Annotated in this window: 21 protein-coding genes and 1 pseudogene; 11 read left to right on the forward strand and 11 right to left on the reverse strand. The window is 69.9% G+C overall.

Going from position 1 to position 23360, the window contains the following annotated elements; genetic code table 11:
• Nucleotides 1-91: 91 nt before the first annotated feature.
• Both Q0R13_RS04220 and Q0R13_RS04225 read right to left on the reverse strand, forming a co-directional pair.
• On the reverse strand, nucleotides 92-1057 hold the full coding sequence (locus Q0R13_RS04220; RefSeq protein WP_293899960.1) for a KpsF/GutQ family sugar-phosphate isomerase: 966 nt from the start codon (nucleotides 1055-1057) through the stop codon (nucleotides 92-94).
• Nucleotides 1054-1299, reverse strand: a complete 246-nt coding sequence (locus Q0R13_RS04225; RefSeq protein ID WP_293899963.1) for a hypothetical protein — start codon at nucleotides 1297-1299, stop codon at nucleotides 1054-1056. Before Q0R13_RS04225 ends, Q0R13_RS04220 begins: the two co-directional genes overlap by 4 nt.
• A 132-nt stretch (nucleotides 1300-1431) precedes the next feature.
• Between Q0R13_RS04225 and gpmA the strand changes: the two genes are divergently transcribed.
• From gpmA to Q0R13_RS04245, 4 genes are all read left to right on the forward strand, one after another.
• Nucleotides 1432-2142 (forward strand): 2,3-diphosphoglycerate-dependent phosphoglycerate mutase, encoded by a 711-nt coding sequence (gpmA, locus tag Q0R13_RS04230; RefSeq protein WP_293899966.1) that lies wholly within the window; start codon nucleotides 1432-1434, stop codon nucleotides 2140-2142.
• 116 nt (nucleotides 2143-2258) lie between these two features.
• The gene (locus tag Q0R13_RS04235; RefSeq protein ID WP_293899969.1) at nucleotides 2259-2708 is read left to right on the forward strand and encodes a bifunctional diaminohydroxyphosphoribosylaminopyrimidine deaminase/5-amino-6-(5-phosphoribosylamino)uracil reductase RibD; all 450 of its coding nucleotides are present in this window, start codon (nucleotides 2259-2261) and stop codon (nucleotides 2706-2708) included.
• Nucleotides 2709-2760: 52 nt separating this feature from the next.
• Nucleotides 2761-4023: a pentapeptide repeat-containing protein gene (locus Q0R13_RS04240; RefSeq protein ID WP_293899972.1), complete on the forward strand. Its 1263-nt coding sequence runs from the start codon at nucleotides 2761-2763 to the stop codon at nucleotides 4021-4023.
• A 7-nt stretch (nucleotides 4024-4030) separates the two neighbouring features.
• On the forward strand, nucleotides 4031-5236 hold the full coding sequence (locus Q0R13_RS04245) for a pentapeptide repeat-containing protein (protein WP_293899975.1): 1206 nt from the start codon (nucleotides 4031-4033) through the stop codon (nucleotides 5234-5236).
• Nucleotides 5237-5323: 87 nt separating this feature from the next.
• Here the strand turns inward: Q0R13_RS04245 and Q0R13_RS04250 are convergent, their stop codons facing one another.
• Entirely contained in the window at nucleotides 5324-5779 is a 456-nt protein-coding gene (locus Q0R13_RS04250) for an Hsp20 family protein (RefSeq protein WP_293899978.1), read from the reverse strand.
• A 247-nt stretch (nucleotides 5780-6026) separates the two neighbouring features.
• Here Q0R13_RS04250 and Q0R13_RS04255 point away from each other — a divergent pair, with 247 nt between their 5' ends.
• A complete protein-coding gene (locus Q0R13_RS04255) occupies nucleotides 6027-6335 on the forward strand; it encodes an SCP2 sterol-binding domain-containing protein (protein ID WP_293899981.1) in 309 nt (102 codons plus the stop codon).
• Between the two features lie 6 nt (nucleotides 6336-6341).
• On the forward strand, nucleotides 6342-7865 hold the full coding sequence (locus Q0R13_RS04260) for an alpha/beta hydrolase (protein WP_293899984.1): 1524 nt from the start codon (nucleotides 6342-6344) through the stop codon (nucleotides 7863-7865).
• Between the two features lie 144 nt (nucleotides 7866-8009).
• Here the strand turns inward: Q0R13_RS04260 and hisN are convergent, their stop codons facing one another.
• A complete protein-coding gene (gene hisN, locus Q0R13_RS04265) occupies nucleotides 8010-8822 on the reverse strand; it encodes a histidinol-phosphatase (RefSeq protein WP_293899987.1) in 813 nt (270 codons plus the stop codon).
• A 91-nt stretch (nucleotides 8823-8913) separates the two neighbouring features.
• Entirely contained in the window at nucleotides 8914-9294 is a 381-nt protein-coding gene (locus Q0R13_RS04270) for a helix-turn-helix domain-containing protein (RefSeq protein WP_293899989.1), read from the reverse strand.
• Nucleotides 9295-9454: 160 nt separating this feature from the next.
• Between Q0R13_RS04270 and Q0R13_RS04275 the strand changes: the two genes are divergently transcribed.
• Entirely contained in the window at nucleotides 9455-10321 is an 867-nt protein-coding gene (locus tag Q0R13_RS04275) for a lysophospholipid acyltransferase family protein (RefSeq protein ID WP_293899992.1), read from the forward strand.
• Between the two features lie 42 nt (nucleotides 10322-10363).
• Here Q0R13_RS04275 and secA read toward each other — a convergent pair whose 3' ends face one another.
• On the reverse strand, nucleotides 10364-13120 hold the full coding sequence (gene secA / locus Q0R13_RS04280) for a preprotein translocase subunit SecA (protein WP_293899995.1): 2757 nt from the start codon (nucleotides 13118-13120) through the stop codon (nucleotides 10364-10366).
• Nucleotides 13121-13397: 277 nt separating this feature from the next.
• Here secA and Q0R13_RS04285 point away from each other — a divergent pair, with 277 nt between their 5' ends.
• On the forward strand, nucleotides 13398-14165 hold the full coding sequence (locus Q0R13_RS04285) for a class I SAM-dependent methyltransferase (protein WP_293899998.1): 768 nt from the start codon (nucleotides 13398-13400) through the stop codon (nucleotides 14163-14165).
• A 148-nt stretch (nucleotides 14166-14313) separates the two neighbouring features.
• On the opposite strand, the gene Q0R13_RS04290 is transcribed toward Q0R13_RS04285, so the two are convergent.
• Nucleotides 14314-15483 (reverse strand): acetyl-CoA C-acyltransferase, encoded by a 1170-nt coding sequence (locus Q0R13_RS04290; RefSeq protein ID WP_293900001.1) that lies wholly within the window; start codon nucleotides 15481-15483, stop codon nucleotides 14314-14316.
• A gap of 143 nt (nucleotides 15484-15626) precedes the next feature.
• Here Q0R13_RS04290 and Q0R13_RS04295 point away from each other — a divergent pair, with 143 nt between their 5' ends.
• Both Q0R13_RS04295 and argJ read left to right on the forward strand, forming a co-directional pair.
• On the forward strand, nucleotides 15627-16580 hold the full coding sequence (locus tag Q0R13_RS04295; protein WP_293900004.1) for a peptidylprolyl isomerase: 954 nt from the start codon (nucleotides 15627-15629) through the stop codon (nucleotides 16578-16580).
• Entirely contained in the window at nucleotides 16577-18010 is a 1434-nt protein-coding gene (gene argJ, locus Q0R13_RS04300; RefSeq protein WP_293900007.1) for a bifunctional glutamate N-acetyltransferase/amino-acid acetyltransferase ArgJ, read from the forward strand. Before Q0R13_RS04295 ends, argJ begins: the two co-directional genes overlap by 4 nt.
• A gap of 130 nt (nucleotides 18011-18140) precedes the next feature.
• On the opposite strand, the gene Q0R13_RS04305 is transcribed toward argJ, so the two are convergent.
• Both Q0R13_RS04305 and Q0R13_RS04310 read right to left on the reverse strand, forming a co-directional pair.
• Complete coding sequence (locus tag Q0R13_RS04305) at nucleotides 18141-20033, reverse strand: glycosyltransferase family 2 protein (RefSeq protein ID WP_293900010.1); 1893 nt, start codon at nucleotides 20031-20033, stop codon at nucleotides 18141-18143.
• 80 nt (nucleotides 20034-20113) lie between these two features.
• Nucleotides 20114-21541: a DEAD/DEAH box helicase gene (locus Q0R13_RS04310; RefSeq protein WP_293900013.1), complete on the reverse strand. Its 1428-nt coding sequence runs from the start codon at nucleotides 21539-21541 to the stop codon at nucleotides 20114-20116.
• A gap of 567 nt (nucleotides 21542-22108) precedes the next feature.
• Here Q0R13_RS04310 and Q0R13_RS04315 point away from each other — a divergent pair.
• Entirely contained in the window at nucleotides 22109-22513 is a 405-nt protein-coding gene (locus tag Q0R13_RS04315; protein ID WP_293900015.1) for a (deoxy)nucleoside triphosphate pyrophosphohydrolase, read from the forward strand.
• 153 nt (nucleotides 22514-22666) lie between these two features.
• On the opposite strand, the gene Q0R13_RS04320 is transcribed toward Q0R13_RS04315, so the two are convergent.
• Nucleotides 22667-23020, reverse strand: a complete 354-nt coding sequence (locus Q0R13_RS04320; RefSeq protein ID WP_293900018.1) for a hypothetical protein — start codon at nucleotides 23018-23020, stop codon at nucleotides 22667-22669.
• A pseudogene (locus Q0R13_RS04325) lies at nucleotides 23017-23360 on the reverse strand (hypothetical protein); the annotation flags it as partial. The gene Q0R13_RS04320 and the pseudogene Q0R13_RS04325, both read right to left, overlap by 4 nt.

A 23360-nucleotide genomic window follows, 5' to 3' on the forward strand; every position in this document is an offset into this window, starting at 1 on the left:
GGGGGGCGACGTGTCGTGCGTTTGTTTACGCGAGCCCATAGGGCCTCGGCCACCACGGAAGGCTTAACGGACCAACGTGTTCCGTTGCGGGCTATACCACCCCGGCCCGCAGCAGGTCGTGCACGTGCAGGATGCCGACCGGCGTTCCGGCCTTCACTACGAACAGCACGGTCACCGCCGGGGGCGGGTCGCTCATCAGGGCCAGGGCTTCGCCGGCCAGCATGTCGGGCGCGACGACCTTTTTCGGGCCGGCCGTCATCACCTCGCCGGCGGTGCGGTCGAGCAGGCCGTCGATGCTGCGGCGCAGGTCGCCGTCGGTGATGGCGCCCACCAGGCGGCCGGCAGCGTCGGTGACGCCGACGATCCCCCAGCGCTTTTCCGTCATCACCAGCAGAGCCTGACGCATCGGCGTTTCGCCGAGGACTAAGGGCAATTCGCTTGATCCGTGCATCAGATCAGCGACCGTCAGCAGCATGGCGCCGAGCTTGCCGCCAGGATGCAGCACCCGGAAGTCCTGCGGCTTGAACCCGCGCCGCTCAAGCAGCGCCACCGCGAGCGCATCGCCCATCGCGATCTGCAGCGTCGTGGAGGTGGTCGGCGCATTCACGGCGTCGGTGGCTTCCGGCGCGTCGGGCAGCAGCAAAACGATGTCGGCGGCCCGGGCCAGGGTCCCGTCGGCCGCCGCCGTCAGCGCGAGCAGCGGGATCGAAAAGCGCGCGGCATAGGCGATCAGGTCGGCCAGCTCGCGCGTCTCGCCGGTCTTGGACAGCGCCAGGATCACGTCGTCGGGGCCGATCATCCCCAGGTCGCCGTGACTGGCCTCGCTGGGGTGCACGAACATTGCCGCCGAACCGGTCGAGGCCAGGGTCGCGGCGATCTTGCGCGCCACGTGGCCGGACTTGCCCATGCCGGTGCAGACGATGCGGCCTTTGGCGGCGAACAGCGCCTCGACGGCGTCGGCGAATGCGCCGTCCAGTCCCGCGGCCAGCCGGGTCAGGGCCTCGGCCTCGGTCTCCAGCACGCGGCGGCCGATGGCGATGGTGTTGTCTGCGCTCATTGCGACGGCGCCAGGGCGTCCTTCTGGATGTTCCGGACCGCCTCGCGGGCGTTGTTGACGCGTCGCTGCGCGGCCTCGGTCTCGCGGTGCATGGCGGCCTGCATCCGAGCCGTCCGCTGCACCGGCGGGTGGCCGAACGGCGCGGGCGAGCGGTCGCCAAGGCCCTGCGGCCAGACCAGGGCGACCGCGACGGCGGCGATGGCGGCGAGCCCCAGCAGCGGCAGATAGAAGCGATCCAGCATCGCTCCGCTATAGCCCGCCCCGCCGGCCCGTGGAACCTGGGGCCGAATCTGGCGGCCTACCTTGGGGAGAAACCTTGACGGGGCAGGCCCCTACGCCCTAGCCGTCCGGTCCGCCAAGAAGGAGCCACGACCGTGCCGACCTTGATCCTGCTGCGCCACGGCCAGAGCCAGTGGAACCTGGAGGACCGCTTCACCGGCTGGGTCGACGTCGACCTCACCGCGCAGGGCGAGGCCGAGGCGAAGAAGGGCGGCGAGCTGATCATGGCCGCCGACCTCGCCATCGACCGGGTGTTCACCTCGGTGCTGACCCGGGCCATCCGCACCTCCTGGCTGGCGCTGGCCGCGGCGGGTCAGGCCTTCGTGCCGGAGACCAAGGACTGGCGGCTCAACGAACGCCACTACGGCGGCCTGACCGGGCTCAACAAGACCGAGACCGCGGCGATACACGGCGAAGCCCAGGTCAAGGTTTGGCGCCGTTCCTACGACGTGCCGCCGCCGGACCTGGCGCCGGGCGGCGAGTTCGACTTCGCCAAGGACCGCCGCTACGCCGGGATCGCGCTCCCGGCCACCGAGAGCCTGAAGACCACCCTGGTGCGGGTGCAGCCCTACTGGGACGCCGAGATCGTACCCTGCCTGCGGCGCGGCGAGACCCTGCTGGTGGCCGCCCACGGCAATTCCCTGCGCGCCATCGTCAAGCTGCTGTTCGAGGTCTCCGACGACGCCATCGTCGGCGTGGAGATCCCGACCGGCAATCCGCTGGTGATCGAGCTGGACGCCGCGCTGAAGCCTACCGGCGCCCGCTATCTGGACGCCGAGCGGGCGACGGCGATCCCCGTGATCTGACCCGCTCATCCCCGCGAAGGCGGGGACCCAAGCGGTGTTTCGCGGCTTGCCGGGGCCTGAAGGACACCCCAGACTCGGCATGGGTCCCCGCCTTGGCGGGATGAGCGGATGTCAGGATGACGGACGAAGACTTCATGCACCGCGCGATCGCCCTGGCGGCGACGCATGTGGGTCTGACGGGCGACAATCCGTCGGTGGGCTGCGTCATCGTCCGCGACGGGGCGGTCCTGGGCGAGGGCGTGACGGGGCTGGGCGGGCGACCGCACGGCGAGGAACTCGCGCTGGCGGCCGTGGCGGGGTCGGTGGCGGGCGCCACGGCCTATGTCACCCTCGAGCCCTGCGCCGAGCGCTCGGCCGGGACTGCGTCCTGCAGCGAGCGGCTGGCGGCCGCCGGGTTGGCCCGAGTGGTGATCGCCTGCGACGACGCCTCGGTGTTTGCCAATGGACGCGGGCGCCAGCGGTTGCAGGCGGCCGGGATAGTTACCGACCGGGGGTTGTTGGCCGTCGACGCCGCCCCGCTCTACGCCGCCTATTCGCCGGCCCGGCTCTCGGAAAGTCGCCGTTAATCCCGATCGCCTAACATGGTTCACGATAGTCCCAAGTGAACCCGCCGCCCGAATGTCCGTCACCAACAGCCGAACGCTTGTCCAGGTCCGCCTCTCCCAGGCGGAGGTCGACGCGGTCTGCGCCAAGCATGACCGGCTGTGGACGGCCAAGCCCGGCGGCGCGCGCGCGGTGTTCGCCTTCAAGGACCTGAGCGGCACGGACCTGCGGGGCCGCAACCTCTGCGACGCCGACTTCACCGGGGCGCTGCTCAACGACTGCAGGTTCCGCGGCGCGCGGCTCGACAACGCTACGTTCTTCTGCGCCGACCTGCAGGGCGCCGACCTGCGCGAGACGTCCATGCGCCGCGCCGACCTGCGCGGCTCCTGCATGCGCAACGCGGACCTGACCGGCGCCGACCTGTTCGAGGCCGACCTGCGCGAGGGCGCCATGGCCGCCGCCGACCGGCAGATGGGCTTCCGTCGGCTGGAAACCGGCCTGGCCACCACCGGCGAACTGCAGGGCGCGATCCTGGCCGGCGCCAACCTGGAGCGCTCGCGCCTGTCGGGCGCCATGGCAGTGCGGGCCGACTTCACCGACGCGATCCTCAAGGACGCCAAGCTGATCCGCGCCAACCTGAAGCAATGCTCGATGCGCGGCGCGAACCTGTCCGGCGCCGACCTGTCGGGCGCGGACCTGGCCGGGGCGGACCTCCGCGACGCCGTCCTGGTGGGCGCGCGGACGGTCGCCTGGAACATCAGCGACGCCAATTTCGCCGGCGCGCTGACCGACGAGCCGGCTGGCCGGATGCTCAATGACCTGCCCTACGCGCAGATGATCAAGGACCACGCGCGCTGGTGCGAGACGGGCGGTGGGGAGGGCAAGCCCTCCTCGTTCGACGGCGCCGACCTGCGCGCCCTGGCGACGATTCGCGGCTATAACCTCACCGCGCTCTCGGCCAAGGGCGCGGTGTTCTACGGCCTCGACATGGAGGGCGTGCAGCTCCAGGGCGCCCATCTCGAGGGCGCGGACCTGCGCAACTGCGTGCTGCGGCGCGCCGACCTGCGGGGCGCCCGGCTGGTGGGCTGCAAGCTGTCCGGCGCCGACCTGCGCGATGCCCAGATGGGGCCGCTGCTGCTGGGCGCCGACCGGGTGCTGCCGTGCGACCTCACCGGCAGCCAGCTCAAGGGCTCCGACCTTACCGGCGCGGATTGCCGCCACGCGGTCTTCGCCGACGCCGACGTCAGCCGGGCCAACTTCACCAATGCGATGCTGAAGCAGGCGAATTTCAGCGGGGTCGCCCGGCATGGCGCCCGCGGTCTCGACGAAATCATCTAGGTCCAGAATGGTGCGCCTCCAGGCCCGCTCCGACGAGCCCAACCTGCCGGGCCGACGCCGCCTGAGCGAGGGCGAGCTGGCCATGCTGCTGGACAGCCATGTCCGGTTCCTGGCCGGCAAGGGCGGCAAGCGGGCGCAACTGCCGTTCGTGGACTTCACCGGCCTTGACCTGTCGGGCCGCAAGCTCGCCGGGGCCGACCTTACGGGCTCCGTATTCGACGGCGCGCGCCTGCCGGGCGCCGACCTCTCCGGGGCCATCCTGGCCGGCTGCGACCTGCGCCGCGCCGACCTGCGGGCCGCCAACCTGCGCCGCGCCGACCTGCGCGGGACCTGCCTCTCGGGCGCCAACCTGGCCGGCGCCGACCTGACGGAGGCCGACTTCCGCCCCGGCGTGATCGGCCGGCCGCACCCGACCCGCGGCTACCCCTCGGTGATCGAAGAGCACCGCAGCGGCGAGGTCGATGGCGCCAACCTCAGCGGCGCCACCCTGGACGGCTCGCGCCTCGACGGGCTCTACGCCGCCGACGCCGACTTCTCCGACGCCTCGCTGAAGGGTGCGCGGATGGTCGGCGCCAACCTCAAGGGCGCCAATCTCACCGGCGCCTTCCTGGCCAGGCTGGACATCTGCGGGGCCATTCTGGAGGACGCCGAGTTCAACGGCGCCGACCTGACCGGCGTGGTCCTGACCAGCGCCCGCACCCAAGGCGCCAAGCTGGCCGGGGCCGTGGCGCCGCCCACTCGCGACGCCATCGCCCGCGCCGAAAAACTGGTCATCCAGGCGAGGGCGCATCACAGCTGGGTCGACACCGGCGGCCGCGACGGCGGTCCGGCTCGGCTGGACGACGCCGACCTGCGCTCCGCCCAGGACGGGCTGAAGGGGCTCAAGCTCACCGCGATCAGCGCCAAGGGCGCCAACCTCGCCGGCCTGGACGTTTCGGGGATCCAGCTGCAGGGCGCCAACCTGGAAGGCTGCGACCTGCGCGGCGCGATGCTCTGCGGCGCCGACCTGCGCGGCGCGCGGCTGATGGGCGCCGACCTCACCCGCGCCGACCTGACAGACGCCAACCTGGGCCCGCTGCCGCTGTCTGCCGACCGCTCGACCCCGGCCAACCTGACCGGCGCCCGCCTGCGCTACGCCAAGCTGGAGCGCGCGATCCTCACCGGCGCGATCCTCGATGGCGCCGACCTGCGCGGCGCAAAACGCCCGGAATAGAAAAAGCGGCGCCCCCAGGGGGAGCGCCGCCTCGTGGTCTGCGCGCTTCCCCTCTCGCGAAGCGAGAGAGGAAGTGCGGGTGCTCGCTTAAGCCGCCTTCTCGCCTTCGATCAGGGTCGAGGGGCCGGTGGTGATGCCGATGGTGCGGGGCTTCAGGGCCTCCGGCAGTTCGCGCTTCAGGGAGATGGACAGCAGGCCGTCGGCCAGGTTGGCGTCCACGACCAGCACGTAGTCGGCGAGCTGGAACTTGCGGTCGAAGTTGCGCTCCGCCAGGCCGCGATGGAGATACTTCTTGGCGGCGTCGTCATTGGCGGCCTTGCGCCCGGTCACGGTGAGCAGGTTTTCCTTCACCTCGACGTTCAGCTCTTCGGAACGGAAGCCCGCGACCGCGATGTCGATGCGGTAGGCGTTCTCGTCGGTGCGCTCGATGTTGTAGGGCGGATAGCCCGTGGCGACGTCGGCGGCGGCGGTCTCGAGCAGCGAGGCCAGGCGGTCGAAGCCCACGACGGAGCGATAGAGGGGGGAGAAATCGATCGTACGCATGTGCGTCACATCCTTCTTTCAAAGCAAGGTGCGTTGTCGGATGGACCTGCGGCGACCCTGGGTGGCGTCGCCTTCAGCCCAGGAGGCCCGGACATCCAGCGCCTCCGCCGCATGAGTTAAGCGCGCCTGAAACCGTTTCAAGGGGTGGGCTAATTCGCCAACGGCGACCCCTGCGCTGTCACGGGCGGTTTACATGGCCGACACACGCAGCGAAGCTCGCGCGTCGAGTCAGGAGCACGACTGGGGCATGGCCACGGTAGAGGAACTGACGGATCGGATCCGCCGCGCGGCGGCGTCCGGCGACGGCCTCTCCCGCACGGTCAAGCTCGATCTGAAGGGCGAGGGCTTCATCCACCTGGATGGCGCGGCGGTCACCAACGACGACCGGCCGGCCGACCTGACGGTGCGGGTCAGCCGCGCCGACCTGGTGCGACTGGGCAAGGGCGAGCTCAATCCGATGAGCGCGGTGATGACCGGCCGGATGAAGCTCAGCGACATGAGCCTGGCCATGACGCTGACCCCGGAGATCCAGGCGCTGTTCGAGAAGGCCGTCTGAGCCGTCATGTTCGAACCCGCGCCTCTCGTCGACACGCCCGAAGACCCGGTCCCGCCCGGCGCGGAGCCGGATTGGTTCCTGGGCGCCGGCGGCGCCAAGCTGCGCGCGGCCCTGTTCACGCCGCCGGGACGCCCGCGCGGCTCTGTGGTGCTGTCCGGGGGGCGGACCGAGCCGATCGAGAAATATTTCGAGACCATCCGCGACCTGATGGACCGCGGCTTCGTGGTGCTGGCCCACGACTGGCGCGGCCAAGGCCTGTCGATCCGCGAGTTGCCCGACCGGCTCAGGGGCCACGCCAAGGGCTACAAGACCTTCCTCGAGGACTACCGCTGGCTGCTCAACACCTATGAGGGACGCCTGCCGCGGCCCTGGATCGCGGTCGGCCACTCGATGGGCGGCTGCCTGACCCTGCTGGCCATGGCCAACGGCGAGAAGCGGTTCGCCGGGGCGGCCCTGTCGGCCCCCATGCTGGGCGTGCAGTTCGGCAAGTTCTCCGCCGCCTCGGCCGCGGCCCTGACAGGCCTCAGCCTGTTCTTCGGCCGGGCCGGGCGCTACATGCTGGGCCAGCCGGGCAAGCCGTTCGACGATACCTTCGAGGGGTCTGTCCTCACCCACGACGAGCCACGGTTCGCCCGCCACCGGGCCCAGGTCCGCGCCAATCCGGACCTGGCGCTGGGCGGCCCGACCTGGGGCTGGCTCGATTTCGCCCTGAAGGCCACCGCTTTCCTGGCCAAACCCGAGCGCCTGCGCGCCGTCACCGTTCCGGTGGAGATCGTCTCCGCCGGAGAGGATCACCTCGTTGACAACGCCGCCCAGTCCGCGGCGGCGCGCAACCTCCCCCAAGGCCGCCTGATCACCGTGCCCGGCGCCTTTCACGAGATCCTGATGGAGACGGACGATATGCGTAACATCTTCCTGCGAGTGTTCGACACGCTGACCGGCAAGACCGCGCCGAAGCCCGCCGACGCTCCGAAGGCTGCGCCGGCGCCCGCGGCCGCGCCAACGCATGCGCCGGCTCCCGTCGCTGCAGCGCCGGCGCCCGCTCCCGCTGCGGCGCCGGCCCCCGCCGCCAAGCCGATCGCTGTGAAGGCTCCGGCCGTGAGGAAGCCGGCGACCAAGAAGGCCGCCGCCCCGAAGGCCGCCGCCCCGAAAGCAGCCGCCCCAAAAGCCGCCGCTGCGCCCAAACCCGCCGCCAAGCCGGCGCCCGCGGCCAAGCCGGCGGCGGCGAAGGCTGCTCCGACCAAGGCGGCGAAACCCGCACCGAAGGCTGCCGCCGCGAAACCCGGGCCCAAGCCGGCCGTAAAAGCCCCCGCCCCGGCGAAGGCGGCTGCGCCCAAGGTGGCTCCAAAGGCCGCGCCGGTGAAGGCCGCCGCGGCGAAACCGGCGGCCAAGCCTACCGCCGTGCAGCCGGCCCCAAAGGCCGCGGCTGCGAAACCGGCTCCGGCGAAGGCCGCGTCCAATCCGGTCGCCAAGCCCGCCAAGGCCGCGGTGGCGAAACCCGCCGCCAACAAAGCGGCGTCAAAGAGGTAGGTTTTTCCCTCCCCTTCATGGGGAGGGACAGCTTGCCTGAGGCAAGCAGGGTGGGGAACGCACGGCCGGGCTCGGGGCTTGGACCAGCCCTCCCCACCCGGACTGCTTCGCAGTCGATCCCTCCCCATGAAGGGGAGGGAAAAGTCAGGCCGCCGCCCGTTTCAGGGCGACCAGCGCCGCTTCGAGGCAGGCGCGGTCGCCGGCGATGACCACCTGGCCGCCGTGCTGGCCCACCGGGTCGCCCCGCCAGTCGGTGGTGAGCCCGCCGGCGCCGGCGATCACCGGGATCGCCGCCTCGATGTCCCAGCTCTTCAGTCCGGCCTCGACCACCAGGTCCATGGTCCCGGCCGCCACCATGGCGTAGGCGTAGGCGTCGCAGCCCAGGCGGGCCAGCCGCGCGGCCGCCCGCACCTGACGCCACGCGCCGAGCTCGGCGCCGCTGAAGCAGTACTCGGGGTCGGTGGTGGCGATGAGCGCGTCGGTCAGTTTGGGGCAGGCGCGCACCTGCAGCGGTCGCGAGGTTCCCCGGCTCATCAGCCGCGAGCCGCCGGCATGGCCGATATAGAGCTCGCCCAGGAACGACTGGCCGATCGAGCCCAGCACCGGCCGGCCCTGGCGGCGCAGCCCGATCAGGGTGGTCCACAGCGGCAGGCCGGCGATGAACGCCCGCGTCCCGTCCACGGGATCCAGCACCCAGACCCAGTCGGCGTCCGGGCGGTCCTCACCATATTCCTCGCCGATCACCCCATGGTCGGGGTAACGCTCGGAAATCAGCGCCCGGATGGCGCGCTCGGCGCCCTTGTCCGCTTCGGTGACGGGGTCGAACCCCACCTCGAACTTGTTGGAAAGTCCGTGATCGCCACGGAACAGGGGCAGGATGGCCGAGGCGGCGGCGCGATTGAGCTCGACCAGGAAGGCGTCGAACTCCTCAAGGCGGGCGATGTCGAGGGCGGTCATGCCCTCGTTTAGCGCGCCTCGGGCGGGGGCGGCAGGCAAAAGTGGAAGCCGGTTTTGCCGTTCGCCGCGCCCTCGGCAAAGATTTTCAGCCCTAAGCCTCGATCTCGCCGTTCATCGCCTTGGCCAGGTCCAGCAAGCGCCGGCGGGGCCGTTCACCGAGCTGGTAGTAGGCGTGAATCAGATCCTGGGTTTCCTTGCTGGCCAGGGTCTCGGTCGACGAGGCGGAGGTCTCGCGCTCGAGGCTCTCGCGCTGGTCGCGCGTCAGGCCCTCGTAGAAATAGCTCACTGGAACTTCCAGCACCTCGGCGAGTTGCCACAGGCGGGCCGCCGACATGCGGTTGGCCGCGCACTCGTACTTCTGGATCTGCTGGAAACGCACACCGCAGGCATGCGCGAGTTCCTGCTGGGTCAGTCCCAGCAGCCGCCGCCGCCGCCGCAGACGCCGGCCAAGATGGATGTCAATCTCGTCCATGGAATCCCCGACCATGATTTCCCTTCGTCCCGGTTCGGGACTCCGTGATTGAGACATCGCAAGTCGCACGCCAGCCGCCTCCATTGCCCTGGGTGGGCCACCTCCCGTAGGAAGGCTTATGGCCGCACCTTATCACTCATACGTGTCGGTTCTAATTTGGATGCTCGAAGCGGCGCTGTTCGACGCAGTTTGTTGGCTAGCGCGCTTGTTTTCCGTGGATTCTGTATCGGATTGCGGCGCCTGGGTTTTTCGAAGAATCGGTCCGCTGACGGGCGCGCACCGGGTGGCGGAGCGCAACCTGCGTATCGCGTTCCCAGACGCGGGCGACGCCGAAATCAAGCGACTCCTCCAGGCGCAATGGACTGAACTGGGGCGATCGTTATCCGAGATCATCATTCTCGACCGTATCGTAGCCGACACAGGGCGGCTGGAGATCGACGGGGAAGCCTCGCTGGCCGCAATCGCGGCGGGCGCGGGGCCGGTGGTGTTCATTTCGGGGCATTTCTCGACCTTTGAGCTGATGGCCGCCGCCATTGTCCGAGCTGGGGTCCCCTGCCAGATCACCTACCGCGCGATGAACAACCCCTATGTGGACGCGCGGGTCCGCAAGAACCGGTTCCGATACGGGGTACGCCTCTTCGCCCCGAAGGGGCTGGAAGGCGCCCGCGAATTGATCAGGGGCCTGGAGCGGGGCGAATCCGTGGCGCTGATGAACGACCAGAAATTCAATGGTGGCATCGCGGCGCCACTTTTCGGCCTCATGGCCTACACTGCGCCCGGCCCAGCCACCTTCGCCCTGCGCTTCGGGATCCCGATCGTGCCGATGAGCGTGCAGCGGATCGGCGACGCCGCACGCTTCAGGATCATCGTCCACGAGCCGATCGAGCTGGAAAGCACCGGCGACCGCGCCGCCGATATCGAGACCGGCGTCCGCCGCATCAACGGCTTCATCGAGGACCGCGTCCGCGCCCGCCCGGCGGAGTGGTTCTGGGTCCACCGGCGCTGGCCGAACGAGGTGTATCGCTAAGCCCCGTTTCCCTCCCCATGAAGGCCCAGGAAGGGGAAAGGCTCAGACCAGGGCGCCGTGGCAGTGCTTGAACTTCTTGCCGGAGCCGCAGGGGCAGGGCTGGTTGCGGCCGGTGTCTTCCCAGCCGCCGGGCAGGGCCGAGACCGGCAGGGCCTGGCGCTGTTCGGCCGAGACGCCGTCGGGGACGAAGCCGCGTTCCAGCTCGTTCTCGCCGGTCATCGGGTCCAGGTGGACCTCGAAGGTCTGGCCGGACGGCGGGGGCGGCGGCTCCTCGAACGAGAACTCCACCGTCATCAGCCAGCGGGTGACGTTCTGGCGCAGGTCGATCAGCAGCTTCTCGAAGAGGGTGAAGGCCTCGGTCTTGAACTCGTTCAGCGGGTCGCGCTGGCCGTAGCCGCGCAGGCCGATCACCGTGCGCAGGTGGTCGATATGCATCAGGTGCTCGCGCCACTGCAGGTCGATGGTCTGCAAGAGGAAGCTCTTCTCGATCTGGCGCATGTGCTCGCCGACCAGCTCGTCGCGCTGGGCGGCGCGGGCCAGGGCCGCGGCCATGATCCGGCTCTCGATCTCCTCGTTGGCGATGCCCTCCTCACCGGCCCAGGTGGCGACCGGCAGGTCGAGGCCCAGGAACTGCTTCAGGTGGGCGTCCAACCCCTCCACGTCCCACTGCTCGGCATAGGCCTTGGGCGGCAGGTGGCGGGCGACGAAGTCGTTGATGGTGTCGGAGCGGAACTCGCCGATGATCTCCTGGAGGTCGGTGGCCTCCATGAATTCCTGGCGTTGCTCGAACACCGCCTTGCGCTGGTCGTTGATGACGTCGTCGTACTTCAGCAGGTTCTTGCGGATCTCGTAGTTGCGCTGCTCGACGCGCTTCTGGGCGGTGGCGATGGCGCTGTTCAGCCACTTGTGGGTGATCGCCTCGCCTTCCTGGACGCCGAAGGTGCGCATGATCGAGTCCAGCCGCTCGCCGGCGAAGATGCGCAGCAGGTCGTCCTCGCAGGAGAGGAAGAACTTGGAGTGGCCCGGGTCGCCCTGGCGGCCGGTGCGGCCGCGCAGCTGGTTGTCGATCCGCCGGCTCTCGTGGCGCTCGGTCCCCAGCACGAACAGGCCGCCGGCTTCGAGGGCCTGCTTCTTCAGCCCGGCGATGTCGGCCTCGATCTCCGCCTTCTTGGCCAGGGCCACGGCCGGGGCGATCTCGACGCCCGCCGCGACCTGTTCCTCGCGCCACTTGGCCAGGGCCATGTCGACGTTGCCGCCCAGTTGGATGTCGGTGCCGCGGCCGGCCATGTTGGTGGCGATGGTCACCGCGCCCGGCACGCCGGCGTCGGCGACGATGGCGGCTTCCTGCTCGTGATAGCGGGCGTTCAGCACGTTGTGCGGGATGCCGCGGATGGTCTGGCCGTCGACCTCGAAATTGTGCGCCTTCAGCAACTCCGAGAGCTGTTCCGACCGCTCGATCGACACCGTGCCCACCAGGATCGGCTGCTTGCGGCGGAAGCAGTCCTCGATCAGCAGGATGACCGCCTGGTTCTTCTCGGCGGCGGTGCGGTAGACCTCGTCGTCGTCGTCGATCCGCACGACCGGGCGGTTGGTCGGGATCTCGGCGACGTCCATCTTGTAGATGTCGAGGAATTCCTGGGCCTCGGTCGCGGCGGTGCCGGTCATCCCCGAGAGCTTGGCGTAGAGGCGGAAGTAGTTCTGGATGGTCACCGAGGCCAGGGTCTGGTTCTCGGGCTGGACGACAGCGCCTTCCTTAGCCTCGATGGCCTGGTGCAGGCCTTCCGAGAGGCGGCGGCCATGCATCATGCGGCCGGTGAACTCGTCGATCAGGATCACCTCGCCGGCGCGGACGATATAGTCCTTGTCGCGCACGTAGAGGACGTTGGCGCGCAGCGCCTGGTTCACGTGATGGACGGCGGAGATGTTGGCGGGATCGTAGAGGCCGGCGCTGTCCGGCTCGAGGTGGCCGGCGGCCTGCAGCATCTCCTCGACCTTTTCCGAGCCCTCCTCGGTCAGGATCACCTGGCGCTGCTTCTCGTCGAAGTCGTAGGTGGTCTTGTCGAGGATCAGTTCATTCACCACCAGGTCGGTGGTCCGGTAGACGTCGGAGCGGTCCTCGGTGGGGCCGGAGATGATCAGCGGGGTGCGGGCTTCGTCGATCAGGATCGAGTCGACCTCGTCGACGATCGCGAAGTTGTGGCCGCGCTGAACCATCTCGCTGACGTCATAGACCAGGTTGTCGCGAAGGTAGTCGAAGCCGAACTCGTTGTTGGTGCCGTAGGTGATGTCCGAGCCGTAGGCCTCCTGGCGCTGGTTCTGGCTCAGCCCGTGGACGATCACGCCGACCCGCATGCCCAGGAAGCGGTAGACCTGCCCCATCCACTCGCTGTCGCGCTGGGCCAGGTAGTCGTTGACGGTGATGACGTGGACGCCCTTGCCGGCCAGCGCGTTGAGGTAGACCGGCGCGGTGGCGACCAGGGTCTTGCCTTCGCCGGTCCGCATCTCGGCGATGCCGCCCTTGTGCAGAATCATCCCGCCGACCAGCTGGACGTCGTAGTGGCGCTGGCCCAGCACGCGGATCGACGCCTCGCGGACCACGGCGAAGGCCTCGTCCAGGATGTCGTCCAGGGTCGCGCCCTTGGCCAGCCGCTCGCGGAACTCGACCGTCCTGGCGCGCAGCTGCTCGTCGGAGAGCGCCTGCATGGCGGGCTCCAGCGCATTGATCTTCAGCGCGCGCGCGGCCATGCCCTTGACCTTGCGGTCATTGGAAGAGCCGAAGAACCGTTGGATTATGCTCAAGTGGGGTATCCGTTAGGCGGCGATGGGGCCCTTCGCCCGCCCGGGGAAAAGCGCTTTTTGGGGCGCGGGAGACTTAAGTACAGACCCCGCGCAAGTCAACGCGGCGGCCCGGCGCAGCTTGACCCGCAAGGCCGCCCATGCAAATCCGCGACCACGATGAAGGCTTGATCGCACATAAGCGCCGCGGACACCGCCGGCCATTGCGACGCGCCAGGGCGAGGCCCGGGCGCGGTCCCCCTTCTTAACGCTCCTCCCTGTCCCATATCGAGAGGCCTTCATGCCCTCCAAGCTCGCCACCAACCGTTATGGCGCCATAGCGGCCGAGATCTACGACCTCGACAAACCCTACCACGCCCTGCCCGACACCGCGTTCCACCTCGAGCGGTTCGCCGGCTTCGACCGGCCGATCCTGGAGCCGGCCTGCGGGTCGGGGCGGACGCTAGTGCCCTTCCTCAAGGCCGGGCTGGATGTTACCGGCTTTGACCCCAGCGCGGAGATGCTGGATCGCTGCCAGGCCCGGTGCGCCGAGGCCGGGTTCGCGCCAGACCTCAGCCGCCAAGCCTTCGCGGATTTCAGGTACGACCGGCGGTTCGGGGCGATCCTGATCCCCGCGGGGTCATTCACCCTGATCGACGACTTCGCGGTCGCCCTGGCGACGCTGCGCCGCTTCCACGACGTGCTGGAGCCGGGCGGCATTGTGGTGCTGGATGTCCAGGGCCTGAATTTCCTCGCCTCGGAGCGCCAGGATCGCCGCCGCTGGACCGCTGACAATGGCGACCTGCTGACCTGCGAAGGGATTCGCACCGCCACCGACTGGCTCCGCCAACGGGCGGAAACAACCTATCGCTACGAGCGCTGGCGGAACGGCCGGCTGGTGGAGACGCAGATCGACGTCATGGCCCAGCGCTACTGGGGCCTGGACGAGGTCCGCATGGCGCTGGCGGAGGCCGGGTTTGGCGAGGTCAACGTCACCGGGGGTTACGACCGCTCGCGCGGGCCACGGGGAGGGGACCGGGTCTGGACGTACGAGGCGGTGAAGGCGTGAACCGAATTTCCCTCCCCTTCATCGGGAGGGTCGACTCGCCAAAGGCGAGCGGGGTGGGGAAGTAAGGTCCAAGCGCCGAGCCCGGCCGTGACTTCCCCACCCTGACGGCTTCGCCGTCTGTCCCTCCCCATCAAGCGGAGGGAAAAGATCAGAACACTTCGAACAGGCCGGCGGCGCCCATGCCGCCGCCGATGCACATGGAGACCACGACGTTCTTGGCGCCGCGGCGCTTGCCTTCCTGGAGGATATGGCCGGAGAGCCGCGCGCCGGTCATCCCGAACGGGTGGCCGATGGCGATCGAGCCGCCATTGACGTTGTACTTCTCCGGGTCGATGCCCAGCTTGTCGCGGCTGTAGAGGCACTGGGAGGCGAAGGCCTCGTTCAGTTCCCACAGGTCGATGTCGTCGACCTTCAGGCCGTGGCGTTCCAGCAGCCTCGGGATGGCGAACACCGGGCCGATGCCCATCTCGTCGGGCTCGCAGCCGGCGACGGCCCAGCCCTTGAACGCGCCCATGGGGCTGAGGCCGCGGCGCTCGGCTTCCTTGGCCTCCATGATCACCACGGCGGCCGAGCCGTCGGAGAGCTGGGAGGCGTTGCCGGCGGTGATGTACTTGCCGGCCCCGCGCACGGGCTCGAGCTTGGCCAGGCCTTCGGCGGAGGTGTCGGGCCGGTTGCACTCGTCGCGGTCGACCACGTAGTCGACGATCGATTCTTCCTTGGTCGCCTTGTCGACCACCTTCATCTTGGTGGTCATCGGGACGATCTCGTCCCGGAACTTGCCGGCCTGTTGCGCGGCAGCCATGCGGCGCTGGCTTTCCAGGGAGTATTCGTCCTGGGCCTCGCGGCTGACCTGGTATCGTTCGGCGACGATGTCGGCGGTGTCGATCATCGGCATGAAGATCGCCGGATACAGTTCCGCCAGCCGGGGGTCCATGTTGTGGGCGCCCGCGCCGGGGTTGGGGATCGAGATCGACTCGACACCGCCGGCCAGCACGGCGTTGGCCCCGTCGTTGCGCACATAGTTGGCCGCCATGGCGATGGTCTGCAGGCCGGACGAGCAGAAGCGGTTGACCGTGACCCCGGAGGTGGTGATCGGCAGGCCGGCGAGCAGCCCGGCCTGGCGCCCGACGTTGCCGGAGCCGTGGGCGCAGTTGCCCATATAGATGTCCTCGATGTCGGCCGGGTCGAGGCCGGAGCGCTGGACGGCGTGCTTCACCGCGTGGGCCGCCATCGAGACGGTGGGCGTCATGTTGAAACCGCCACGGCCGGACTTGGCCAGACCGGTGCGGGCGTAGGAAACGACAACGGCTTCGCGCATTGGAAATGATCCTCCCGAAACATGCGTCTTGAGGCCTCGTTGGGCCTGAACAAGGTCGGCGGCAACCTTTGCATCCCCGAATGGAAATGGCTAGGGACGGGCGGCTCACTCGGGCGGTCTCGCGCCCTGGAGGACCCTCGTCCATGGCGGCCGGCCCTGCCTATCGCTCCGCCCTTTTCGCCGTGGGCCTGGCTCTGGCGGTGAGCGCCTGCGCGCGCGGGCCCGGCGGCGACACGGCGCCCGAGCACGGCGACCAGGCGGTGGCCAGGGTCGACGGCAAGACCATCTGGGCCTCCGACGTCAAGCGCGAGGCTATCGCCCAGGGCCTGATCGGCCAGGGGGAGCCGCTGGACATGTCGTCCGACACCTTCCGCCAGATGATGGACGAGGTGGTCGACCAGAGGCTGCTGGCCGCCGAGGCCGTGCGCCGCAAGCTGGACAAGGACGCCGTGGCCCAGCGCAAGCTGGAAAGCGCCCACGACCGGGTGCTGGGCGACCTGCTGGTGGACTCCACGGTGGCAGACGCGGTCACAGAGAACAACATCAAGGGCCTCTACGACGAGCAGCAGAAGCTGGCCCGGCGGGGGGTGGAGATCCATGCCCGCCAGATCGTGCTGGCCACACCGGCCGAGGTGGAGGCGGTGCGCAAGCTGGTCATGGCCGGCGGGTCGTTCGAGGCCCTGGCGATGGAGAAGTCGCGCGACGCGGCCACCCGGTTCAACGGCGGCGACCTGGGCTATTTCACCGCCGACGTGATGCCGGGGGGCTATGAGGCGGCGCTGAACGGCGCCAAGCCCGGCCAGCTGGTCGGGCCGGTGACGGTGGCCGGCGGCTATGCCCTGGTGAAGGTCGAGGACGTGCGCGAGGAACAGCCGGTCAGCCTGGATGCCGCGCGGCCGCAGATCGTGCGGTTCCTCACCTACGACCGCATCCGCGACCTGCTGGAGACGCTGCGCGCCAAGGCCAAGGTCGAGACCCTGATCAAGGCCGAGGCCGGCGGGCGCAAGCCGATCCCGCCGGCCGACGCGCCCAAGGTCGCACCGCAGACTCCGGCCGCACCCACGGCCCAGCCCAAGCTCAAGGGAGCCGTGAAATGACCCGCAAGCCCACGGCGCCCCGAGTGACCCCCAAGGCGCCGAAGCCGGTCGAAGTGGTCGGCCAGACGCTGGAGCGCGCCTTCGATCCCCTGACCAGCGCCCTGAAGCGCGCGGCGCTGCGGCGGGCCGACAAGGCCTCGCGCAGCTTCGACGACCGCAAGCCCGCGCCGCCGGCCGGCAAGCTGGACAAGGGCGCGATGCCGGTCTCGCCGATGGCAGTGCCGTTCCCGCGCCTGCAGCCGATCCGCGGCCTGACCATGGCGACCGGCCGGGCGGGGTTCTACAAGCAGGAGCGCGACGACCTGCTGGTGATGAGCTTCCCGGAGGGCGCCAGCTGCGCCGGGGTGTTCACCCGCCACGGGGTCGGCTCCGCGCCGGTCGACTGGTGCAAGCGCCACCTCGAAGCCACCAAGGGCGAGGGCGTCATGGCCCTGGTGGTCAACGCCGGCTGCGCCAACGCCTTCACCGGCCGGCCGGGCGCCGACGCGGTGCGCCGGGTGGCGTCGGCGGTGGGCAAGCGCTTCGACTGCCGCCAGCGCGACGTGATGGTGGCCTCGACCGGGGTGATCGGGGTGCTGCTGGACGACGCCAAGATCACCGCGCGGCTGGCCGATGTGCAGCAGCGGCTGGCTGCCGACGCCTGGGGCGGCGCGGCCCGGGCGATCATGACCACCGACACCTTCCCGAAGGGCGCCTACGCCGAGGCCGTGATCGACGGCGTGACGGTCAGGATCGGGGGCATCTGCAAGGGCTCCGGCATGATCGCGCCGGACATGGCGACCATGCTGGCCTTCGTGGCCACCGACGCGGCGATCTCGCCCGGCGCGCTGCAGAACCTCTGCAACCTCTACACGCGCAACACCTTCAACGCGGTGACAGTGGACGGCGACCGCTCGACCAACGACACGCTGTTGTTGTTCGCAACGGGCCAGTCGGGCGCGCCCAAGATCAGCCGTGCGGGCGACCGGCGGCTGGCGGACTTCCGCGACAAGCTGGAGCAGGTGCTGCTGAACCTGGCCCACCAGCTGGTGCGCGACGGCGAGGGGGCCACCAAGTTCATCAAGATCACGGTCACCGGGGCGCAGAGCGCCGCCTCGGCCCGCAAGATCGCCCGCACGGTGGCCGAGAGCCCGCTGGTCAAGACCGCCTTCGCCGGCGAGGACGCCAACTGGGGGCGCATCGTCATGGCGGTCGGCCGCGCTGACGAGCCGGTGGATCGGGACCGGATGAGCGTGAAGTTCGGCGACCTGTGGGCCGCCCAGGACGGCCTGGTCTCGGAGACCTACTCCGAGGCCAAGATGAGTGCCTACATGAAGCACCAGGACCTGGAGGTCAGCGTCGACGTCGGCGTCGGCCGGGGCGCCGCCAGCATCTGGACCTGCGACCTGACCAAACGCTACGTCGAGATCAACGGGGACTATCGGTCCTAATTCCGCTCATCCCTGCGAAGGCCGGGATCCAGATCTCATAGTCTGGGGGCTGATGGGAAGAACGCCGCGCGGATAGACCCCGCCTCCAAGCCATCCCATCTGGGTCCCGGCCTTCGCCGGGATGAGCGGGCTATGCCCTCCACGGCGGCTTGCGGGCCGGCGGGTAGGCCAGGCGGAAGTCGGTGTGCTGGCGGTCGAAGTTGGGGCCGTAGAAGGGGTCGGAGTCGAGGACGTCGCCCCAGCGGGCGCGCATCGCCGCGACCTCGGCGTTGAAGCGGGCCAGGGCGCCGGGCGCCAGGTCGGAGCCGCGGCTGGCGGACTCGTGGTGGGTCAGCTCCGCGAACGGCGTCCAGACGATGTCGTAGCCGGCGGCGCGGATCTTCAGGCACAGGTCGACGTCGTTGAAGGCTACGGCCAAGCCCTCGGCGTCGAGCCCGCCCACCTCGTCGAACACCGACTTGCGCAGCGCCAGGCAGGCGGCGGTGACGGCGGAGACGTCGCGGATCATCGCCAGGTGGCCGAAGTAGCCGCGGTCCGCCGCCCCCGCGCCGGGCCCGAAGTGGGCGGCGACCCCGCCGACCCCGATCGCCACCCCGGCGTGCTGCACCGTGCCGTCCGGATAGTCGAGCTTGGCCCCCACCGCGCCGACGCGCGGCCGCACGGCGTGGGAGACCAGCTCGGTCAGCCAGTCGGACCGTTCCAGGCTGACGTCGTTGTTGAGCAGCACCAGCACCTCGCCGCGCGCCTGGGCGGCCGCGCGATTGTTGAGCGCCGAAAAGTTGAACGGGCCGGGGGCGGCCAGGATACGCACCCGCGGGTCTTTCCTGAGCTCGGCGAACAGGGCGTGGGTCTCGGGCTCGACGCTGCCGTTGTCGACGATCAGCAGCTCCAGCGGCGCGTAGTCGGTGCGGTGCAGGACGCCGTCAGCGCAGGCGCCCAAGAGCTCGGCCCGGTCGCGGGTCGGCACGACGATCGAGACCAGCGGCGCCGGCGCGGGGATCGGCCGTCGCACGCGCACCCAGCCGGGCATCCCCGGCAGGTTTGTGACCTCGCAGCCGGGCTGGCCGGTGCGGTCCAGGTGTTCCTCCACCGCACGCCGCGCGGCGTCGGCGCAGCGGGCCATCTGGCTCTCGGAGAACGACGCGGTCCCGGCTTGTTGGCGCCAGTGGTAGAGCACCCAGGGGATGTGGTGGATCCGGTCGCGCGTAGTCCGCTCGGCGATGCGCAGGGTCAGGTCGTAGTCCTGGCTGCCCTCGAAGCCGACGCGTAGGCCGCCCACGGCCTCGACCAGGCTGCGGCGATAGACCCCCAGGTGGCTGACCATGTTCTGGCCCAGCAGCAGGTCGTAGTTCCAGTCGGTCTTGAAATAGGGCTCGAAGCGCAGGCCGCGACCATCGATCTTGTCCTCGTCCGAATAGACGATGTCGGCGTCGGGATGGCGGTCGAGGACGGCGGCGACCTCATAGAGGGCGCGGCGGGGCAAGAGGTCGTCGTGGTCCATCAGGGCCACGAAGTCGCCGCGCGCCAGCTCGAGGGCCGAGTTGGTTGCGGCGCAGATGTGGCCGTTGACCGGGCGGCGGACCAGCTTGATGCGGCAGTCGCGCGCGGCGTAGCGCGACAGCAGCCGCCAGACCGCGTCGCCGGGCGAGGCGTCGTCGGCGATGCACAGCTCCCAGTTCGGATAGAGCTGGGCGCGGACCGACTCGATGGCCGCCTTCAGCAGCTTCGGCGAGGTGGCGTAGACCGGCATCACCACCGAGATCGGCGGGCGATGCGCCATGGCGGCGATGTGCGCCCGGATCGCCGACCGGTCGGCGGCGGTCAGGACGTCGTAGCGCGCGGCCCAGACCTCATAGCCCAGCGGCTCGAGGGTGGGCGCGTGGAGCACCGAGCGGACGAAGCTCGCGCCCCAGCGGGTCGCCATCATCCGCACGGCCAGCGCGTGCACCGGGCGATGCACGAAGGACACCTGGCGGACGAGGCCCAGCGCATGGGCCGCGAGAGAGCGTAGGGGCGAGGGCATTGCGTCCGGGATGTCTTGAAGGCCGATACGAAGACGGCCCGCGAAGCATCGCGGGCCGTCCGGTCGTGTTTAGCCTGGGACTAGCGGTTGGACCAAACGCCCGTGGGGGCGGAGGAGCGTTCCGCGCCCCCCGTGCGGCCGCCGCCATGGCTGCCGCCGCTGCGACCCGCGCCGCCGCCACGGCCGCGGTTCTCACCGCGGCTGGGGCCCTTGAAGGCCGGCTTGTCGGCCGAGCGCGCCGGAGCGCCCTCGGCGCGGCCGCCGCCGGCGCCGTGGTTGCGATTGCGCTTCGGCTGGCCGCGCGTGCCGCGCGTGTCGGCGCGCTCCGGCTTGCCGCCCGGATCGGGCATGGCCGCGGTGGCCGCGCCGAGGTGGCGGTCGTTGCGCCGGTCGAACGAGGGGATCCGCTGGCGGCTGACCCGCTCGATGTCCTTCAGCAGGTTGCGTTCGTCATCCGAGCAGAAGGCCACGGCCGAGCCGTCCGCGCCGGCTCGGGCGGTGCGCCCGATCCGGTGGACATAGGCTTCCGGCACGTTGGGCAGGTCGTACTGCACCACGTGGCTGACCGCGTCGATGTCGATGCCGCGGGCGGCGATGTCGGTGGCCACCAGGACGCGGACCTTGCCGGCCTTGAAGTCGGCCAGGGCGCGTTCCCGCTGGCCCTGGCTCTTGTCGCCGTGGATGGCGGCGGCATCGACGCCGGACTGCTCCAGCCCGCGCGCCACGCGGTCGGCGCCGCGCTTGGTGCGGGTGAAGACGATGACCCGCTTGAAGGCGGCGTCATCGAACAGCTCGCCGAGCAGGGCGCGCTTGCGCTGCTGTTCCACGAACAGCACGCGCTGGTTGACCTTCTCGACGGTGGTGGCCTGCGGGGTGACCGAGACCTTCACCGGGTTGGGGTTGAGGATCTCGGCGGCCAGCTTCTCGATCTCGGTCGGCCAGGTGGCCGAGAAGAACAGGTTCTGGCGCACCTTGGGCACGAACTTCACGATCTTCCGGATCGGGACGATGAAGCCCATGTCCAGCATCTGGTCGGCTTCGTCGAGCACCAGGATCTCGACGCCTTCCAGGGTGATGGTCTTCTCGCCCAGGTGGTCCAGCAGGCGGCCGGGGGTTGCCACCAGCACGTCGACGCCGGGCGCCAGGGCGCGCATCTGGCCGCCGTACTTCACGCCGCCGAACACCACGGCGACGGAGACGCCCAGGTGCTTGCCGTAGGTCTTGAAGCTCTCGCCGATCTGGGTGGCGAGTTCGCGAGTCGGGGCCAGGACCAGGACGCGGGCGCTGCGGCGCGGCGCGGGTTTCTTGTTCTCGGCCAGGCGGTGCAGGATCGGCAGGGCGAAGGCGGCGGTCTTGCCGGTGCCGGTCTGGGCGATGCCCAGCAGGTCCTTGCCGGTCATGACGCCGGGGATGGCCTGCGCCTGGATCGGGGTGGGGACGTCATAGCCTTCGTCGGCCAGCGCCTTGAGCAGCGGCTTGGCCAGGCCAAGGTCGGTGAACTGAGTCAATGGATAGTCTTTCGCGTATGCGCCGAACGCGCCCGGTCGGATCCGTCCGAGGGCGCGGAGCGCGGGTCTCTGGGGGAAGCGCCCCGCGTGATGGGCGAATCTATGGGTCCTTGCGCTCGACAGGCTGAACCTCGTTCTAGAGGTCCCACGCGGCTGGAACGCGGACAGCACTCCGAAGAGCGCAGGGGGCACATCGGGGTTTCGCGGGTTAATGTCAACCCACGCGGGTGGAATTGAGCTGGCGGTTGCCTTTTGGCCGCACGGGCGATGGCGAAGCCGAAGCCGAAGCGTTCCCCATCGGCGGCTCCTCCCCCCGACGCGAAGCGCGAGGGAGAGGCTGGGAGAGGGCCGGCGCGTGCGAACGTGATCCGCGGTGGCTCCAGCCATGACCCCCGAGCGCCGCCGCCGCGGGACCTTGGGTCACCTCCGCACCATACGACAGGCCCAGCCGGCCCTCTCCCTACCGTCTCCCTCTCGGCTTCGCCGGGGAGAGGAAGGACCGGGTCTACGCCGCCACGCCGCTTCGCGCCGCTTTCCCACACCAGCGGGGGAAGCTAGGAACCCCTCATGACCAAACCCCTGCTCCTGGTGGCTGCCGCCGCCCTGGTGGACGCCGATGGGCGGGTGCTGCTGTGCCAGCGGCCGGAGGGCAAGGCGCTGGCCGGCCTGTGGGAATTTCCGGGCGGCAAGGTGGAGGCCGGGGAGACGCCGGAGGCCTGCCTGATCCGCGAGCTGGACGAGGAGCTGGGGATTACCGTGACCCGGAGTTGCCTGGCGCCCTTCGTGTTCGCCAGCCACGAGTACGAGGCCTTCCACCTGCTGATGCCGCTGTTCCTGATCCGGCGGTGGGAGGGGATGGTGCGCGCGCGGGAGCACAAGGCGCTGGCCTGGGTGAAGCCCAACGCCATGGACGCCTACCCGATGCCTCCGGCCGACCCGCCGCTGGTGGCCTGGCTGCGGGATTTGATTTGAGGGTTTTCCCTCCCCTTCATGGGGAGGGACAGCTTGCCGGAGGCAAGCCGGGTGGGGAAGTGTGGGCCAGAGTGCGGAGTCGGAGCTTGACCCTGAGTTCCCCACCCTGACCGCTTCGCGGTCTGTCCCTCCCCATAAAGGGCAGGGAAATAGTCAGTTCAGCCCCGCCCGCCGGACGCCACGCGCCGACTTGGTGGCGTCCACCACGCACTGGCCGGGGTCGGCCATGGCGTGGAGGCCCAGGCAGTAGATGTCCTCGTAGTGGGTCCCGGCGGCGGCCAGGCACTGGTGGAAGTTGAGCTTGGCGATGTGCAGGCATTCGCCGCTGCGGGGCTCGGTCATCAGCGACCGGGCGGCGGTGTCCTGGTCGAGGATCGTCAGGGCGGCGACGGCGACGCCGCGGGCGATCACCGGGCTGACGCCGCCGCGCCAGCCGGGTTCGGCGACGGCGGCGGAGAGCCTGGCGCGGTCCACCGCTTCCGGACGGTAGCCGGCGGCCTGCTTCACCGCGGCCAGGCGCTGGGGGCCGTTGGGGATGCGGGCGCGCGACCAGGGCTGGCGCTGGACGCTGTAGGCGGCCTTGCGGACCCGTGCGCCGGCCTCGGCCAGGGCTTCGCCGCGGCGGGCGAGGGCGGCGTTGGCGCGGCTGGCGGCGGCGGGTACTGAATGATCTGGTTTTCAAGGACACCCCGCTTCGCATCGTTGGCCAGCACGTCTCCAATGGCTGGATCCCAGATCTGCGTATGCGGATTGAAATTGTTCAGGTGCGGAAAGATTTCCGTTCCTTCTCGCGTGTCCTGAATTACATGCTTGATCTTGTTGAGGTCATCCGGATCATGCACGGTTG

The organism is Phenylobacterium sp. (assembly GCF_025351295.1).
Classification (GTDB): domain Bacteria; phylum Pseudomonadota; class Alphaproteobacteria; order Caulobacterales; family Caulobacteraceae; genus Phenylobacterium.

Bases quoted from the DNA above. Each gene is read 5' to 3' on its own strand.
- Q0R13_RS04315 (WP_293900015.1), top strand. From the start codon at position 22,109: ATGACCAAACCCCTGCTCCTGGTGGCTGCCGCCGCCCTGGTGGACGCC.
- Q0R13_RS04295 (WP_293900004.1), top strand. From the start codon at position 15,627: ATGGCGGCCGGCCCTGCCTATCGCTCCGCCCTTTTCGCCGTGGGCCTG.
- Q0R13_RS04275 (WP_293899992.1), top strand. From the start codon at position 9,455: ATGCTCGAAGCGGCGCTGTTCGACGCAGTTTGTTGGCTAGCGCGCTTG.
- Q0R13_RS04240 (WP_293899972.1), top strand. From the start codon at position 2,761: ATGTCCGTCACCAACAGCCGAACGCTTGTCCAGGTCCGCCTCTCCCAG.
- hisN (WP_293899987.1), bottom strand. From the start codon at position 8,822: ATGACCGCCCTCGACATCGCCCGCCTTGAGGAGTTCGACGCCTTCCTG.
- Q0R13_RS04235 (WP_293899969.1), top strand. From the start codon at position 2,259: ATGACGGACGAAGACTTCATGCACCGCGCGATCGCCCTGGCGGCGACG.
- Q0R13_RS04260 (WP_293899984.1), top strand. From the start codon at position 6,342: ATGTTCGAACCCGCGCCTCTCGTCGACACGCCCGAAGACCCGGTCCCG.
- Q0R13_RS04245 (WP_293899975.1), top strand. From the start codon at position 4,031: ATGGTGCGCCTCCAGGCCCGCTCCGACGAGCCCAACCTGCCGGGCCGA.
- Q0R13_RS04290 (WP_293900001.1), bottom strand. From the start codon at position 15,483: ATGCGCGAAGCCGTTGTCGTTTCCTACGCCCGCACCGGTCTGGCCAAG.
- Q0R13_RS04250 (WP_293899978.1), bottom strand. From the start codon at position 5,779: ATGCGTACGATCGATTTCTCCCCCCTCTATCGCTCCGTCGTGGGCTTC.
- Q0R13_RS04285 (WP_293899998.1), top strand. From the start codon at position 13,398: ATGCCCTCCAAGCTCGCCACCAACCGTTATGGCGCCATAGCGGCCGAG.
- argJ (WP_293900007.1), top strand. From the start codon at position 16,577: ATGACCCGCAAGCCCACGGCGCCCCGAGTGACCCCCAAGGCGCCGAAG.
- Q0R13_RS04270 (WP_293899989.1), bottom strand. From the start codon at position 9,294: ATGGACGAGATTGACATCCATCTTGGCCGGCGTCTGCGGCGGCGGCGG.
- Q0R13_RS04220 (WP_293899960.1), bottom strand. From the start codon at position 1,057: ATGAGCGCAGACAACACCATCGCCATCGGCCGCCGCGTGCTGGAGACC.
- Q0R13_RS04255 (WP_293899981.1), top strand. From the start codon at position 6,027: ATGGCCACGGTAGAGGAACTGACGGATCGGATCCGCCGCGCGGCGGCG.
- Q0R13_RS04305 (WP_293900010.1), bottom strand. From the start codon at position 20,033: ATGCCCTCGCCCCTACGCTCTCTCGCGGCCCATGCGCTGGGCCTCGTC.
- Q0R13_RS04225 (WP_293899963.1), bottom strand. From the start codon at position 1,299: ATGCTGGATCGCTTCTATCTGCCGCTGCTGGGGCTCGCCGCCATCGCC.